The 14,297-nt window shown below is 71.2% G+C and carries 12 protein-coding genes and 1 pseudogene; 11 read left to right on the forward strand and 2 right to left on the reverse strand.

Features of this window, described 5'->3' with window-relative positions; translation table 11 throughout:
• Nucleotides 1-152 precede the first annotated feature (152 nt).
• Nucleotides 153-953 (forward strand): nitroreductase family protein, encoded by an 801-nt coding sequence (locus tag DW297_RS08630; protein WP_136031382.1) that lies wholly within the window; start codon nt 153-155, stop codon nt 951-953.
• Between the two features lie 3 nt (nt 954-956).
• On the opposite strand, the gene DW297_RS08635 is transcribed toward DW297_RS08630, so the two are convergent.
• Complete coding sequence (locus DW297_RS08635) at nt 957-2,483, reverse strand: FAD-dependent oxidoreductase (protein ID WP_136031384.1); 1,527 nt, start codon at nt 2,481-2,483, stop codon at nt 957-959.
• Between the two features lie 86 nt (nt 2,484-2,569).
• On the opposite strand from DW297_RS08635, the gene DW297_RS08640 reads away from it, so the two are divergent.
• The 9 genes from DW297_RS08640 (at nt 2,570) to DW297_RS08680 (ending at nt 12,704) form a co-directional block, all read left to right on the forward strand.
• Nucleotides 2,570-2,944, forward strand: a complete 375-nt coding sequence (locus tag DW297_RS08640) for a CrcB family protein (RefSeq protein ID WP_240744567.1) — start codon at nt 2,570-2,572, stop codon at nt 2,942-2,944.
• Nucleotides 2,941-3,300 carry a fluoride efflux transporter FluC gene (locus DW297_RS08645; protein ID WP_136031388.1) on the forward strand — a complete coding sequence of 120 codons (360 nt, stop codon included), beginning with the start codon at nt 2,941-2,943 and terminating at the stop codon, nt 3,298-3,300. The genes DW297_RS08640 and DW297_RS08645 overlap by 4 nt, the downstream gene beginning before the upstream one ends.
• A 110-nt stretch (nt 3,301-3,410) precedes the next feature.
• Nucleotides 3,411-4,673 (forward strand): ABC transporter substrate-binding protein, encoded by a 1,263-nt coding sequence (locus tag DW297_RS08650; RefSeq protein WP_136031390.1) that lies wholly within the window; start codon nt 3,411-3,413, stop codon nt 4,671-4,673.
• A 4-nt stretch (nt 4,674-4,677) separates the two neighbouring features.
• Nucleotides 4,678-5,640, forward strand: a complete 963-nt coding sequence (locus tag DW297_RS08655; protein WP_136031392.1) for a carbohydrate ABC transporter permease — start codon at nt 4,678-4,680, stop codon at nt 5,638-5,640.
• Nucleotides 5,633-6,523, forward strand: a complete 891-nt coding sequence (locus DW297_RS08660) for a carbohydrate ABC transporter permease (protein WP_205814301.1) — start codon at nt 5,633-5,635, stop codon at nt 6,521-6,523. The genes DW297_RS08655 and DW297_RS08660 overlap by 8 nt, the downstream gene beginning before the upstream one ends.
• Nucleotides 6,524-6,526: 3 nt before the next feature.
• The gene (locus tag DW297_RS08665) at nt 6,527-7,582 is read left to right on the forward strand and encodes a LacI family DNA-binding transcriptional regulator (RefSeq protein WP_136031394.1); all 1,056 of its coding nucleotides are present in this window, start codon (nt 6,527-6,529) and stop codon (nt 7,580-7,582) included.
• A gap of 42 nt (nt 7,583-7,624) precedes the next feature.
• Nucleotides 7,625-8,806, forward strand: coding sequence for a Gfo/Idh/MocA family protein (locus DW297_RS08670; protein ID WP_205828259.1), 1,182 nt, complete (start codon nt 7,625-7,627; stop codon nt 8,804-8,806).
• A gap of 84 nt (nt 8,807-8,890) precedes the next feature.
• Complete coding sequence (locus DW297_RS08675; protein ID WP_136031399.1) at nt 8,891-9,478, forward strand: TetR/AcrR family transcriptional regulator; 588 nt, start codon at nt 8,891-8,893, stop codon at nt 9,476-9,478.
• 16 nt (nt 9,479-9,494) lie between these two features.
• The gene (locus DW297_RS08680) at nt 9,495-12,704 is read left to right on the forward strand and encodes an efflux RND transporter permease subunit (protein WP_136031401.1); all 3,210 of its coding nucleotides are present in this window, start codon (nt 9,495-9,497) and stop codon (nt 12,702-12,704) included.
• A gap of 93 nt (nt 12,705-12,797) precedes the next feature.
• On the opposite strand, the gene DW297_RS08685 is transcribed toward DW297_RS08680, so the two are convergent.
• On the reverse strand, nt 12,798-13,694 hold the full coding sequence (locus tag DW297_RS08685) for an aldose 1-epimerase family protein (protein WP_136031402.1): 897 nt from the start codon (nt 13,692-13,694) through the stop codon (nt 12,798-12,800).
• 264 nt (nt 13,695-13,958) lie between these two features.
• On the opposite strand from DW297_RS08685, the pseudogene DW297_RS08690 reads away from it, so the two are divergent.
• Nucleotides 13,959-14,297, forward strand: a pseudogene (locus DW297_RS08690) (DEAD/DEAH box helicase); the annotation flags it as partial.

The raw sequence follows: 14,297 nt of genomic DNA on the forward strand, positions 1-14,297 counted from the left end.
CGCCCTCGCCCTGCTCCCCGCGGCCGCGCCGCTCGCCGCGATCCCGTACCTCGGCACGCACACGCGCCGCCACCCGCTCGTGGCGCTGGCCGCCGCGCCCTTCGTCCTCGCGGGACTGCTGCTCTCCCGCTCCGCCGACCGGAAGTGAACGCATGGAACTCCTCGACGCCATCCGCCGCCGCAAGACCACCAACGGCCCGTTCCTGCCCGACCCCGTGTCGGAGGAGCACCAGCGCATCCTGCTGGAGGCGGCAGGGCGGGCGCCGTCGCAGCTGAACAGCCAGCCGTGGCGCTTCGTGGTGATCGAGAACCGCGACACCATCGAGCAGATCGCGCGCATCTCGGGCGAGAGCATGACCGAGGCGATGTCGAACGGCACCTTCTTCGAGCGCTACAAGCCGTACTTCCGGTTCAGCGAGGAGGAGATGGAGCAGAAGCGCAGCGGGATGCTGTTCGACAAGCTCCCCGCTCCGCTGCGGCCGTTCACCTCGCAGGTGTTCACGAAGCGGGGCCAGACGCTCATGAACACGTTCGGGGTGCCGAAGACGCTCGGCTCGGAGAACCGCAAGCTCGTGGCAGGGTCGCCGCTGCTTCTCGGGGTGATGCTCGACCGCAGCGAATACCGGCCGGGACAGCTGTCGTCGTTCTACTCCGTGTTCAGCATGGGGGCCGCGATGGAGAACGTGTGGCTCACCACGGTCGAGCTCGGGATGGGCATCCAGTTCATCTCCTTCCCGATGGAGGTGCCGGGGCGCTGGGACGAGATCGTGTCACTGCTGCGCGTGCCAGACGACCTGGAGCTCATGGCCGTGTACCGGCTGGGGTACCTGCCGCCCGAGCAGCGGCGCCCGGCGATCGACTGGTCGAGCAGCCAGCGCAAGCTCGCGTCGCAGTACGTCTTCCGCGAGAGCTGCGACACCCCGCAGCAGGGGTGGGACGAGCCGCTGCGCTGAGGCTCAGGGCTCGGTCGTGCGCGGGAACGACCGCAGGTCTTCCAGCGCCGGCCCCTCGATGCGCGTGCCGTCCGCGGCGAAGCGGGAGGCGTGCAGCGGGCAGTCCCACGTGCACTCCGCGTCGTTCCAGTCGAGCACCCCGCCGAGGTGCGTGCACACGGCGCTCACTGCACGGGTGACGCCGTCGACCGTCGAGATCGCCACGGGTCGCCCGCCCCGGTTCGCCACCACGCCCTCGCCCTCCGCCGGCTGCGGCACCGGCACGGGCGTGGCCTCCGCATCCACCCAGCCCTTGGTCGCCGCCGCGGCCACCTTGGCGCCCTCGACCGCGCCCCGCGCCAGATCGGCGGGAACGGTCAGCCGCGTGCCGATGCGGATCATCCACGACGGGCGCTCGCTGCGCTTCGTGCCGATGACCTCCTCGGTGAGCCGCAGCGCTGCGGCCGGGGCGTTCGACAGCCCCCACTTGGCGTACCCCGTCGCGAACCGGATGCGGCCGAGTCCGCGGGGCAGCGCCCCCACGAACGGGATGAGGTTGTGCGACTGGTAGTCCTGCGCCGACCAGCGATGCGTCTCCTCCGCGTCGGGGAAGTGCAGCCGCGTCCACGACACGAGGTCGTCGATGGCCGCGGTCTCGCCGTCCGAGCGCCCCACCGGGTGGCCGTTGCCGCCCACGACGAGCTGCGCCGTGCCCCCGGGGCCGTCGGCGTGCGACACCGGCCGGATCGACCGCGTGGGACTGTCCGCCGAGATGAACGTGCCCTCCTGCACGCCCCCGGAGACCCGGAACGATACGCAGTAGGAGCGCATCCCGGCCACCTTGGAGAAGTACAGACCTCGGTCCAGGATCGGGGTTCCGGTGGCGAGGACGATGTGCTCCGCGAACATCGGCCCGGCGGCGGTCTCGACCCGCGGGTCGGGGAGGGCATGCGCCCCGGTGACCCGGACGCCGGTGTGGAGGGTGCCGCCGTTCGCCACGAACTCCTTCGCCAGGGCGTCGGCCACGGCGACCGGGTCGATCGTGACCTGGTGGTCGAGAGCGACCGCGCCCGCGACCGGGAACGGCGTGGACAGCTCGTGCGGTGTGAGCAGCCGCGTCGGAAGTCCGGCCTCGCGGGCTGCGGCGTGCTGGTCGCGCACCGACTCCATGCCCTCGGCGCTCTGCGCGTAGGTGTGGTCGGTGCGCTGCGTGTACGACACCCCGGCGCTGTCGGCGAAGCCCGTGAGCCAGTCCATGCCGGCGCGGTTCGCGTCGACGTAGGCCTGCACGAGCGAGGCGCTGTGGTGCTGCCGGATCGTGGCGAGCTGCTTCCCCTGCAGCAGCGACAGCTTGCCGGTGTTCCCGCCGGACGCCAGTTCGGCGATTGCGCCCGACTCGAGCACCGCGACATCGAGACCGGCGCGCGTGAGCATGACCGCGGTGGAGAGCCCGGTGAGTCCCGCGCCGACGATGATCACGTCGTGCCGTGCACCCGGGTCGAAGGGGGTGCCGAGGGGCGCGGCCTGGTCGACCTTCCAGAGAGGCATCATGCGACCAGTGAACGACGGCGGCGGCCGGGCTCCCAGCGGCTTGACAACGGACGGTCGCGCTGTCATGCGGCAGTACAGTGGCCAACGTGAACCTCCGCCGCGTGCTGCTCGTCGCCCTGGGCGGCACGGTCGGCACGGCGGCGCGGCTGGCGCTCGGCCTCGCGCTGCCCGACCCCGGGGGATTCCCGCTCGCGGTGCTGCTCGCCAACCTCCTCGGGGCGCTGCTGATCGGGGTGGTGGCGGCACGGCTCCCCGCCTCGGCCGACCTGCGGCTGCTGCTCGGCACCGGGGTGCTGGGCGGCTTCACGACCTACAGCGCCTTCATGACCGGGACGGTCGCGCTGTGGGACACGGCCCCGCTGCTCGCGGTCGCCTACGCCGCCGGGAGCCTGGTGCTCGGGCTCGCTGCCGCCGCGCTCGGCCTGCGGCTCGGACGACCCCGGCGGGGAGGGGCGTCGTGAGCCCGCTACTGTTCCTCGCGGCGGCGCTCGCGGGCGGCGTCGGTGCGGTGCTGCGCTACCTGCTCGACCTCGGGGTGGCACGGCTCGCGGGGCGCCGCTTCCCGTGGGGCATCCTGGCGGTGAACCTGAGCGGGTCGTTCGCGCTCGGCCTCGTGACGTCCGCGCTTCCCGAGCAGGCGTTCGTGCTGGGGGCGGGGCTGCTGGGCGGCTACACCACGTTCAGCACGGCCATGCTCGACGCGGTGGCCCTGTGGCGCGACGGCGCGAAGCCCGCGGCGGTGTTCGACGCGGTCGGCATGCTGCTGCTCGGGCTGCTCGCGGCCGTGCTCGGCCTGGGCCTCGGCGCGCTTCTCTGATCCGCCCTTGCGCAGTGCCGGTGGGCGCCGCTACTCTCGTGCTAATCGTTTAACGCTAAACGGTTAACACTGCGTTCCACCCGCTCGTGCACCCGTCAAAGGAGACCTCGATGCCCCGCACCACCCGTCGCGCCCTCGGCGCCCTCGCCGCCTCGGCGGCCGCCGTCCTCGCGCTGTCGGCCTGCTCCTCCTCCGCCACCGGGGAGTCGTCCGACGGCGACATCACCCTCAGCTACGCCATCTGGGACGAGAACCAGAAGCCGGCCATGGAGGACATCGCCGCCGCCTACACCGAGGAGCACCCGAACGTCACGATCGAGATCCAGGTCACGCCCTACAAGGAGTACTTCACCAAGCTCCAGACCGCCGTCACCGGGGGATCCGCCGCCGACGTCTTCTGGATGAACGGCCCCAACTTCCAGCTCTACGCCTCCAACGGCCAGCTCGCCCCGCTCGACGGCGTCGACGCCTCCGACTACCCGCAGGGCCTCGTCGACCTGTACACCTACGACGGAAAGCTCTACGGCGCCCCGAAGGACTTCGACACCGTCGCCCTCTGGTACAACAAGGCGCTGTTCGACGCCGCGGGCGTGGAGTACCCCAGCGCCGGCTGGACGTGGGACGACTTCACCGCCGCGGCCGCGAAGCTCACCGACCCCGCCACGGGTCAGTACGGCATCGCCGCCAGCCAGTACGGCCAGGAGAACTTCTACAACTCGATCGCCCAGGCCGGCGGCGAGGTCATCTCCGCCGACGGGACCGAGAGCGGCTACGGCTCGCCCGAGGCGCTGGAGGGCATCGAGCTGTGGACGAACCTCATCGCGGACGGGTCCTCACCCACCGCGCAGCAGATGACCGACACCAACCCGGAGGACTTCTTCCTCTCCGGCAAGGTCGCCATGTTCCAGAACGGCTCCTGGGCCGCCATCGCCTACGCCGACAACGCCGACATCGGCGGCACGGTCGACGTCGCCCCGCTGCCGGCCGGGCCCGAGGGCAACCAGAGCGTGATCCACGGCGTCGGCAACGTCGCCAACGCCAAGAGCCCGCACCTCGACGCCGCCCGGGACTTCGCCGCCTTCGCCAGCGGGGAGCAGGCCGCGAAGATCCAGGCCGAGACCGGCACCGTGATCCCCGCGTTCAACGGCACCCAGCAGGCCTGGGTTGACGCCCTCCCGCAGTACGACCTCCAGGTGTACATCGACGCGCTCGACACCGCCGTGCCCTACCCCGTGTCGAAGAACACCTCGGCGTGGACCAGCATCGAGAGCGAGGTGCTGTCGCAGGTGTGGTCGGGTGCCGTCACCCCGAAGGACGGCCTGAAGGACCTCGCCGCACAGATGCAGACCGCGCTGGACGGCGAGCAGGAGTGAGCGCATGACCGTCATCGCGCCCCGCGCGGTCGCGCCGACGGCCGAGCGGACGCCGGAGGCCCGCCCCTCCGGTGTCCGCCGCCGGCGCCGCACCCCCGGCGCCTCGCCCTGGTGGGCCCTGGTGTTCCTCGGCCCCACCGCCCTCGGCCTGGCCGTGTTCTACCTGTGGCCGACCGTGCGCACGCTCATCATCTCGTTCACCAAGTCGGGGCCGTTCGGCGGCTCCGAGTGGATCGGCTTCGACAACTACGCGCGACTCCTCCAGGACCCCGAGCTGCTCGGCGCGCTGCGCAACACCGCCGTCTACACCGTGATCGCCCTGATCGGCATCCCGATCGCCGTCGGCATCGCCGCCCTGCTCAACACCACCGGCCTGAAGGGGCGCAGCGCCTACCGCACGCTCTACTTCATCCCCGTCGTGACCATGCCCGCCGCCATCGCGCTGGTGTGGCGCATGATCTACAACGGCGACTACGGCGTGCTCAACGCCGCGCTCGCCGCGGTGGGCATCGAGGGGCGCAGCTGGCTGACCGACCCGAACACCGCGCTCGTCGCGATCGCCGTGGTCGGCATCTGGGCCGGACTCGGAACCAACATCGTCATCTTCCTCGCCGGGCTGCAGGGCATCCCCGACACGATCATGGAGGCGGCCGACCTCGACGGCGCCGGACCCGTGCGGAAGTTCTTCTCGATCACGATCCCGCTGCTGTCGCCGTCGATCTTCTTCGTGAGCGTGATCAGCGTGATCGGCGCGCTCCAGGTGTTCGACCTCGTCTACATGATGCTCGGCCGCAGCAACCCCGCGATGCCGAACACCCGCACGGTCGTCTACCTGTTCTACGAAGCCGGATTCCTCGACAACGACCGCGGCTACGCGGCCGCCGTCGCGTTCCTGCTGCTGCTCATCATCCTCGTGCTGACCATCGTGCAGTTCCGGCTCCAGAAGAAGTGGGTGCACTATGAGTGACGTCTCCCTCGACACCCGGGCCGTGGTCGGCGCCGCGTCCACGCGCTCGCGCGGCGCCGGACGCCCCCGCAACCGCGGGCTGTGGATCGTGCACGTGGTGCTGATCCTCGGCGCCGTGCTCATGGTGTTCCCGTTCGTCTGGCAGCTGCTGACCTCGTTCAAGACGCTGTCCGACTCGGTGCAGGTGCCGCCCTCGTTCCTGCCGCGCGAGTGGGTGTTCACGAACTTCGCCGAGGTGTTCGACTCGATGCCGTTCGGCCAGATGTTCCTCAACTCGGTGCTGCTGACGGTCGGCCGCACCGTGGGGCAGGTCGCGCTGTGCACCATGGCCGGCTACGCCTTCGCGCGCATCCCGTTCCCCGGCCGCAACGCGCTGTTCGTCGTGTTCCTGTCGGTGCTGATGGTGCCGTCGCAGCTCTACCTGCTGCCGCAGTACGAGATCATCCAGTCGCTCGGCTGGCTCAACACGCTCCAGGCGCTCATCGTGCCCGGCATCTTCAGCGCCTTCGGCACCTTCCTGATGCGGCAGTTCTTCCTGTCGATGCCCGCCGAGTTGGAGGAGGCGGCGCGCATCGACGGCGCGAATCCGTGGCAGACCTTCTGGCGGATCATGGTTCCGCTCGCGAAGCCTGGCATCATCGCACTTGTGGTGTTCACCGTGCTGTGGTCCTGGAACGATCTGCTGTGGCCGCTGATCGTGACCACCGACCCCGCGAAGATGCCGCTGTCGGTGGGGCTCTCCCAGCTCGTCGGCATCCACGGCACCGACTACCCGGTGCTGATGGCGGGCGCCCTGCTCGCGACGCTGCCCATGCTGGTGACCTTCATGATCCTGCAGCGGCAGTTCATCCAGGGCATCGCGTTCAGCGGGACGAAGGGCTGAGTCATGGCACAGCGTGAACACGTCCCGGCCCGCCGCCCGACCCTGCGGATGGTCGCCGAGCGCGCCGGGGTATCGACCGCGACCGTGTCGTACGTGTTCTCCGGACGGGCGGGTGCCAGCGGCGCCGGTGTCGCCGAGGCCACGGCCGCCCGGGTGCTCGCCGCGGCGGAGGAGCTGAACTACCGCCCGAACACCGCGGCGCGCGCCATCCGCACCGGGCGCAGCGGCATGGTGCAGCTCTCCCTGCACATGCTCAGCGACCCGTGGTCGCTCGCGGTGGCCGACGCCGTGAACGCCGAGGCCAACAAGCACGGCCTGACCACGCTGATCCTCGCGGACGGCGACTGGCACGCCGCGCTCGACCGCGTGGAGAGCGACGTGGCCTACCTCGACGGGGTGGGCCTGGACGAGGAGGACGCCCGGCGGCTGGGCGACCTCGTCAAGCGCGGACAGCGGCTCGTCGTGTTCTCGGAGCACCTGGAGCCGGACGGCTTCGACGTGATCCGCTCCGACGCGATCCCCGGGTGCGAGCTCGCGATGGACCACCTCCTGGAACGGCACACCGCCATCGGCTGCATCGCCGCGGAGGGGGCCGTGCGCCTCGCGGGGACGCAGGTGACGCGGTACACGCCCTACGTCGAGAAGCTCGCGGCGGCCGGGATCGAGCGCACGCCGGAGTGGACCGTGACCTACGCGGAGACCCAGGCGAGCGCGTTCACCGCGGCCATCGAGCTGCTGTCGCGGGACGATCGCCCGGACGCCGTCTACGCCACGACCGACTTCGCCGCGATCGCCGCGATCAACGCCGCCCACATGCTCGGGCTGCGGGTGCCGCACGACGTCGCGGTGATCGGCGTCGGCAACACCCCCGACGCCCGGCTCATCGCCCCGACGCTGACCACGGTCGGCCCCACCGACTTCTACGAGCGGCAGGCGCGCATCATCGTCGACCGCGCCCTCGAGAGCGATCCGTCGCCGGGAACCTTGCACGAGTTCCCGTGGTCGCTCGTCCCCGGCGGCTCGACCGACCTCGACGCCCCCGCCCCGCGCGCCCGCTGAGCCGCGACCCCTCTCTGCATCGACTTTCACGAAGGACTTCTGTTGGACCTCCACATCGGCATCATCGGCTTCGGCGCGCGCTCCACCCTCCACGAGGAGGTGCACCGCCCGGGTCACGGCTCCCGCATCACGGCGGTGTGCGACCTCTCGCCCCGCGCCAGGGACGACGCCCGCGCGCTCGTGCCCGACGCCCTCATCACCGACTCGCTCGACGACCTGCTCGCCTCGGGCGTCGACGCGGTCATGGTGCTCACGCCGGACGACACCCACGCCGCCCTGACGATCCGGGCGCTGGAGGCCGGGGTGCCCGTGTTCTGCGAGAAGCCGCTCGCGATCGACCTCGCTGACGCCGACCGCATGCTCGCCACCGCGCGGCGCACCGGCACCCGTCTCTACATCGGGCACAACATGCGTCACATGCCCGTGATCACCCTGATGCGCGACCTGATCCGGCAGGGGCGCATCGGCCAGGTCAAGGCCGTGTGGGTGCGGCACTTCGTCGGCCACGGCGGGGACTTCTACTTCAAGGACTGGCACGCCGACCGCAGCCGCACCACCGGGCTGCTGCTGCAGAAGGGCGCCCACGACCTCGACATCATCCACTGGCTCGCCGGCGCCTACACGGAGCGGGTCGCGGCGATGGGCGGGCTGAGCGTGTACGGCGACATCGCCGACCGCCGCGACCGCACGGGGGAGCGGATGCCCGACTGGTTCAGCATGGACAACTGGCCGCCCACGGCGCTCACCGGGCTGCACCCCGTGGTCGACGTGGAGGACATCTCGATGGTGAACCTGCAGCTCGAGGGCGGGATCCTCGCGTCGTACCAGCAGTGCCACTTCACGCCGGACTACTGGCGCAACTACACGGTGATCGGCACCGAGGGCCGCATCGAGAACCTCGGCGACGTGGCCGGCAGCGAGGTGCGGCTGTGGAACCGGCGGCACGCGGGAGCGGCCCCGGCCGACGAGACCTTCATCGTGCCGGAGGTGCCGGACGCGGGCCACGACGGGGCGGACGCCCTGCTCGTCGCCGAGTTCCTCCGGTTCGTGCGACACGGCGGGCTCACCGCGACCTCGCCGGTCGCAGCGCGCGAGGCCGTGGCGGCCGGGATCCTCGCGACCGCGTCGCTGCGCGGAGACGGCTCGGCGATCGCGGTGCCGCCGCTCGACCCCGACCTCGTGGCCTACTTCGAGCGCGGACAGGTCGAGACCGCCGCGGCCTGAGCCGACGCGGAGCCGCGGCTCCCAGGCTCCTCACACCGGAGCGAATGTACAAACGTACATGTACGGGTGTGCGGGAGGTGCGGGATGGCGGAGAGCGGGCGTCGACGGCGCGACCCCGAAGCGCGCCGCCGGGAGATCGTGACCGCCGCGGCCGAGCTGATCGTCGAGGTCGGCGCCGAGGCCATCACGCACCGCATGGTCGCCGCCAGGGCGGGGGTGCCGCTCGGCGCCACGACGCAGTACTTCGCCACGCTCGACGACCTCCGCGGCGCCGCGTTCCGCGCCCTCGCCGACGAGATCGAGTCCCGGCTCGACGGCGTGCGGCAGACCCTCGCCGAGCAGGGAGCGGGGCCCGGGGTGATCGCGGCCCTCGTGTGCCGGAGCGCCGAAGACGGCCACGCCGTGCAGGCCGACCGCGCCGTGGTCACCGCGGCCGTGCACGACCCGCGACTGCGCGAACTCGCCCGCCACCTGTCGGACCGCCTGGTCGACCTGCTCGAGCCGACCTATGGCGCCGACCGCGCCAAAGCGGCGATGATCTTCATCGACGGGGTCATGTGGAGCACGCACATCCGCGACGACCGCCTCGATCAGTCCTTCCTCGAGACCGCACTGGCGCGGATCCTCGGAGATCCCCTCTCCACCCCCTCCGCCGCGACAGCCACCCCCTGACACCGAGGAACACGCCTTGTCGAAACTCGCCATCCTCAGCCTGAAGAACCGCGCCCTCATCGCGCTCGTGACGATCGTCGCGGCCGTGTTCGGCGGGCTCGCGCTCACCAACCTCAAGCAGGAGCTGATCCCCTCGCTCGAGCTGCCCGCGCTCGTGGTCATGACGACGTACCCCGGCGCCTCGCCCGAGGTGGTCGAGAACGACGTCTCCACCCCGATCGAGTCCGCGATCCAGGGCGTGCCCGACCTGGAGTCGACCACCGCGACCAGCACGACCAATGCGTCGATCGTGCAGGCGATGTTCGCGTACGGGACGAACCTCGCCACGGCCGAACAGAAGATCCAGCAGGCGATCAACCGCATCTCCTCGCAGCTGCCGGAGGACGTCACGCCGCAGGTGCTGTCGGTGTCGATCGACGACTTCCCGGTGATCCAGGTGGCCGTGACCGGCTTCGACGACGCCGACAACGCGCAGGCCCAGCTCGAGAGCGTCGCCATCCCCGACCTGGAGGACGTGGACGGCGTCAACGCGGCCGAGATCGTCGGCGGGGTCGGCCAGCGCATCACCATCACGCCCGACGTGGGCCGCCTGGCCGCCGAGGGGCAGAGCACGCAGGCGATCAGCTCGGCCCTGCAGCAGAACGGCACGCTGTTCCCCGGCGGCGACATCACCGAGAACGGCGAGACCCTGACCGTGCAGACCGGGGCCAAGATCGCCTCGGTCGACGAGATCGCCGCGCTGCCCCTCGTCGGCACCTCCCTCACGATCGGCGACGTCGCGACGGTCGCCCAGGCGTCCGACCCGGTCACCTCGATCTCCCGCGTGGACGGGAAGGATGCGCTGTCGATCTCGATCACCAAGCTCCCCGCCGCCAACACGGTCGAGGTGTCGCAGGGGGTGATCGCCGCGCTCGACGAGATCGGCAAGGCACTGCCCGACGCGGAGTTCACGGTCGTGTTCGACCAGGCGCCGTTCATCGTGCAGTCCATCGACACGCTCGCCACCGAGGGCCTGCTCGGCCTCGTGATGGCCGTGCTCGTGATCCTCGTGTTCCTGCTTTCGGTGCGCTCGACCCTGGTCACGGCGATCTCGATCCCGACCTCCGTGCTCATCACGTTCATCGGGCTGCAGGCGTTCGGCTACTCGCTCAACGTGCTGACCCTCGGGGCGCTGACGATCGCGATCGGCCGTGTGGTCGACGACTCGATCGTGGTGATCGAGAACATCAAGAGGCACTACGTCGGCGACGCCGACAAGGGCGATGCGATCCGGCTCGCGGTGCGGGAGGTCGCCGCGGCGATCACCGCGTCGACGATCACGACCGTGGCGGTGTTCCTGCCGATCGTGTTCGTCGGCGACATGGTCGGCGAGCTGTTCCGGCCGTTCGCGATGACCGTGACGATCGCGATGGTGGCGTCGCTGCTGGTCGCGCTCACGATCGTGCCGGTGCTCGCGTACTGGTTCCTCAAGCCCGGCAAGCCGCTGCTCGACGAGCACGGGAACGCGATCGACCCCGAGCACCCCGACGCGCCGCCGACGGCACTGCAGCGCGGCTACCGGCCGATCCTCGGCTGGACGCTGAAGCACTCCGGACTCACGGTGGTCCTCGCGGTGGTCGTGCTCGGCGCGACGCTCGCCGCGGCCCCGCTCATGAAGGTCAACTTCCTCAGCGACTCCGGGCAGAACACCATGACGGTGACGCAGGATCTCGGGCCGACCGCGAGCCTGGAGGCCAAGTCCGACGCGGCAGCGCCCGTGGAGGAGGCGCTGCTCGACATCGACGGCATCGAGCACGTGCAGGCCTCGATCGGGTCGAGCGGCTCCGCCCTGCGCGACGCCTTCTCCGGCGGCGCCGGCATCACCTACTCGGTGCTCACCGACGGCGACGCCGACCAGGAGAAGCTGCGCGCCGAGGTGCAGGACGCGATCGACGGCCTCGGCGACGAGGTCGGAGACGTCACCGTGGCCTCCTCCGCCGGCTTCGGCTCCAGCGACATCGAGATCACCGTCACCGCCTCGAACGGCGACGACCTCGCCACCGCCACCTCGGCGCTGGTGGAGGAGCTCGACGGGCGCGACGGCATCGGCCAGGTGACCGACAACCTCGCCGAGGCGCTGCCCTACATCGCGGTCGTGGTCGACCGGGAGGCCGCGGCCCAGGTCGGGCTGTCGGAGGTCGCGGTGGGCTCGATCGTGTCGAACACCATGCGCCCGCAGCAGATCGGGTCGGTCGAGATCGACGACACCGCTCTCACGGTGTACCTCGTGAACCCCGCGCCGCCGACGACCGTGGAGGCGCTGCAGCAGCTCGCCATCCCGACCGCCGCGGGCATCGTGCCCCTGCAGGACATCGCGACGGTCGAGCAGCGCAACGGCCCCACCTCGATCACGACCGAGCAGGGCCGCCGGACCGCGACGGTCACGGTCCCGCCCGCGTCGGACAACCTCGCGGTGGCCACGCAGTCGGTGAGCGCCGCCATCGCCGCGGTCGACCTGCCCGACGGTGCTTCGGCCGAGGTCGGCGGTGTCGCCTCGCAGCAGGCCGACTCGTTCTCGCAGCTGGGTCTCGCGATGCTCGCGGCCATCCTGATCGTGTACGTGGTGATGGTCGCGACCTTCAAGTCGCTGCGCCAGCCGCTGCTGCTGCTCGTGTCGGTGCCGTTCGCGGCGACCGGCGCCATCCTGCTGCAGATCGTGACGGGCGTGCCCCTGGGCGTGGCCTCGCTGATCGGCGTGCTGATGCTGATCGGCATCGTGGTCACGAACGCGATCGTGCTGGTCGACCTCGTCAACCAGTACCGAGAGAAGGGGCTGTCGACCGCTGACGCGGTGATGGCGGGAGGCGAGAAGCGTCTGCGCCCCATCCTGATGACCGCGCTCGCCACGATCCTCGCGCTGACGCCGATGGCGCTCGGCATCACGGGTCACGGCGGGTTCATCTCGCAGCCGCTCGCGATCGTCGTGATCGGCGGACTCATCTCCTCGACCGTGCTCACCCTGATCGTGCTGCCGACGCTGTACAACCTCGTCGAGGGCGCGAAGGAGCGGCGCCGCGCACGGCGGGGCGACGGCGGCGCGGGCGACGACGGTTCCGGTCCGGACGCCCCGGCGTCACCCGACGCGCCCACCGGAGCGGCCGCGCAGCCCGTCATCGCGGGAGCCACGGTCCACGCGGACGGCACGCCGGTCAGTCGCCGCGAGCTGCGCGATCACCACGGCGAGTAGAGCGCACCACGACTCCGCGGAAGGGGCCCCGATGCACATCAGACGATGGGGATCGGGGCCCTTCGCTCGCGGATCGGAGGTGGTGCGTCGGCCTCAGCCGAACGTGATGCCCCACTCCAGCATCCAGGTCTCGCCCTGAGCCAGGCGGCGCAGGCCGATCCCGCTGTTGAACGCGTCGGCGGGGGCCGTCATCGGTTCGATCGCGACGGCGAGCGGCGTGCCGGGGTAGTTCCGCGCCGTGTACACCTGGGCGACGTCGAAGCCCTCGCCCTGCCACAGCGTGACCGTGCGGCCGTCGGGCGCGGTGAGGGTGTGGCGCACGCGGCCGTCGGCGTCGCGGTCGAGATCGGTCAGCCCGGTGTCGAGCGTCGCATCGCCCAGGCGCAGCCCCGTGCGCAGCGCCGGATCGGCGGGCCGGGTGCCGACCGGCAGCAGGCGGTCGTCGGTCTCGAAGGCGGTCTGCGCGGGAACCCGCAGCACCAGCTCGTGCGGGTCGACGTCGCCGATCGTCACGAACGGGTGCGTGCCGAGCGCGACCGGCGCCGCGGACTCCGACCAGTTCGTGATGGTGTGCGTGACCTCGATGCCGTCGGCGGTGAGCACGTAGGCGACCGAGGTCTCGAGCAGATACGGGTAACCCGTCTGCGGATACACCGTGGCGCGCAGGGTCGCCGCGGCGTCGGTCTGCTCGACCGCGTACGGCGTGAAGCGGAGCAGGCCGTGGCTGGCATTGGCCGTCTTGGGCTCGGAGACCGTGAGCTGGCGGACCGTGCCCTCGTCGTCCCAGCGGCCGTCGCGGATGCGGTTGGGCCAGGGGACGAGCACGACGCCGGAGCACGACGGGGTGGGGGCGTCGAGCGGGTACGGGGGCACGAGGTCGACCTCGCCGATGCGGAGGGAGCGCAGCGACGCGCCGACCTGGGCGATCTGCGCTGTCACCTCGCCGAGTCCGAGGTGCACCTGGAGGCCGGTGGGGGAGACGGGGGTCACCCCGTCATCGTAGTGGGGCGCGGGTCGCTCCCAGGGTCGGCCGGTACACTGGCATGGTCGGCTTCGGACACCCGCGCAGGGCGCGGACGTTTTTCAGTGTGTGAAGTGTGAGTCCAGGGGCCGATGGTGAACGTCGATCGACGTGAATCAACCATCACAGGAATGGCCCCGGCCGCAGATCGTCCGGAACTCCGCATCCGTCGGAGTGCTCGCGCGCGTGCGCAGCGCTGTTCTCGTGCGAGAACGCAGAAGGACACCCCCCGCATGCCCAAGAACAAGAAGCCCAAGGGCGGCCGCGCCGCCGCCAACTTCGAGCCGCGCTACGGCGCCAAGAAGACCTCCTTCCACGAGCGGCACCGCGGTGCGCCCGCCCGTGACGGTGCGCGCGACGAGCGCGGTACCAGGGTCGACGCGGGCGACCGCCGCTCGACCGCCGGCTACGACCGTCGCCCCGGCAGCCGCAGCCCCAACCACCGCGGCTACCGCCCGGAGGAGACCGAGTCGGGCGCGCCCAAGCGCCGCTGGACCTCGCAGGAGCGCGCGGGCCGCGACGAGGCCCGCGGCATCCGCAACCGCGCCGAGTCCGGTCGCCGCGGGCCTCGT

Source organism: Microbacterium sp. PF5 (genome assembly GCF_004794315.1).
In the GTDB taxonomy this organism is placed as follows: domain Bacteria; phylum Actinomycetota; class Actinomycetes; order Actinomycetales; family Microbacteriaceae; genus Microbacterium; species Microbacterium sufflavum.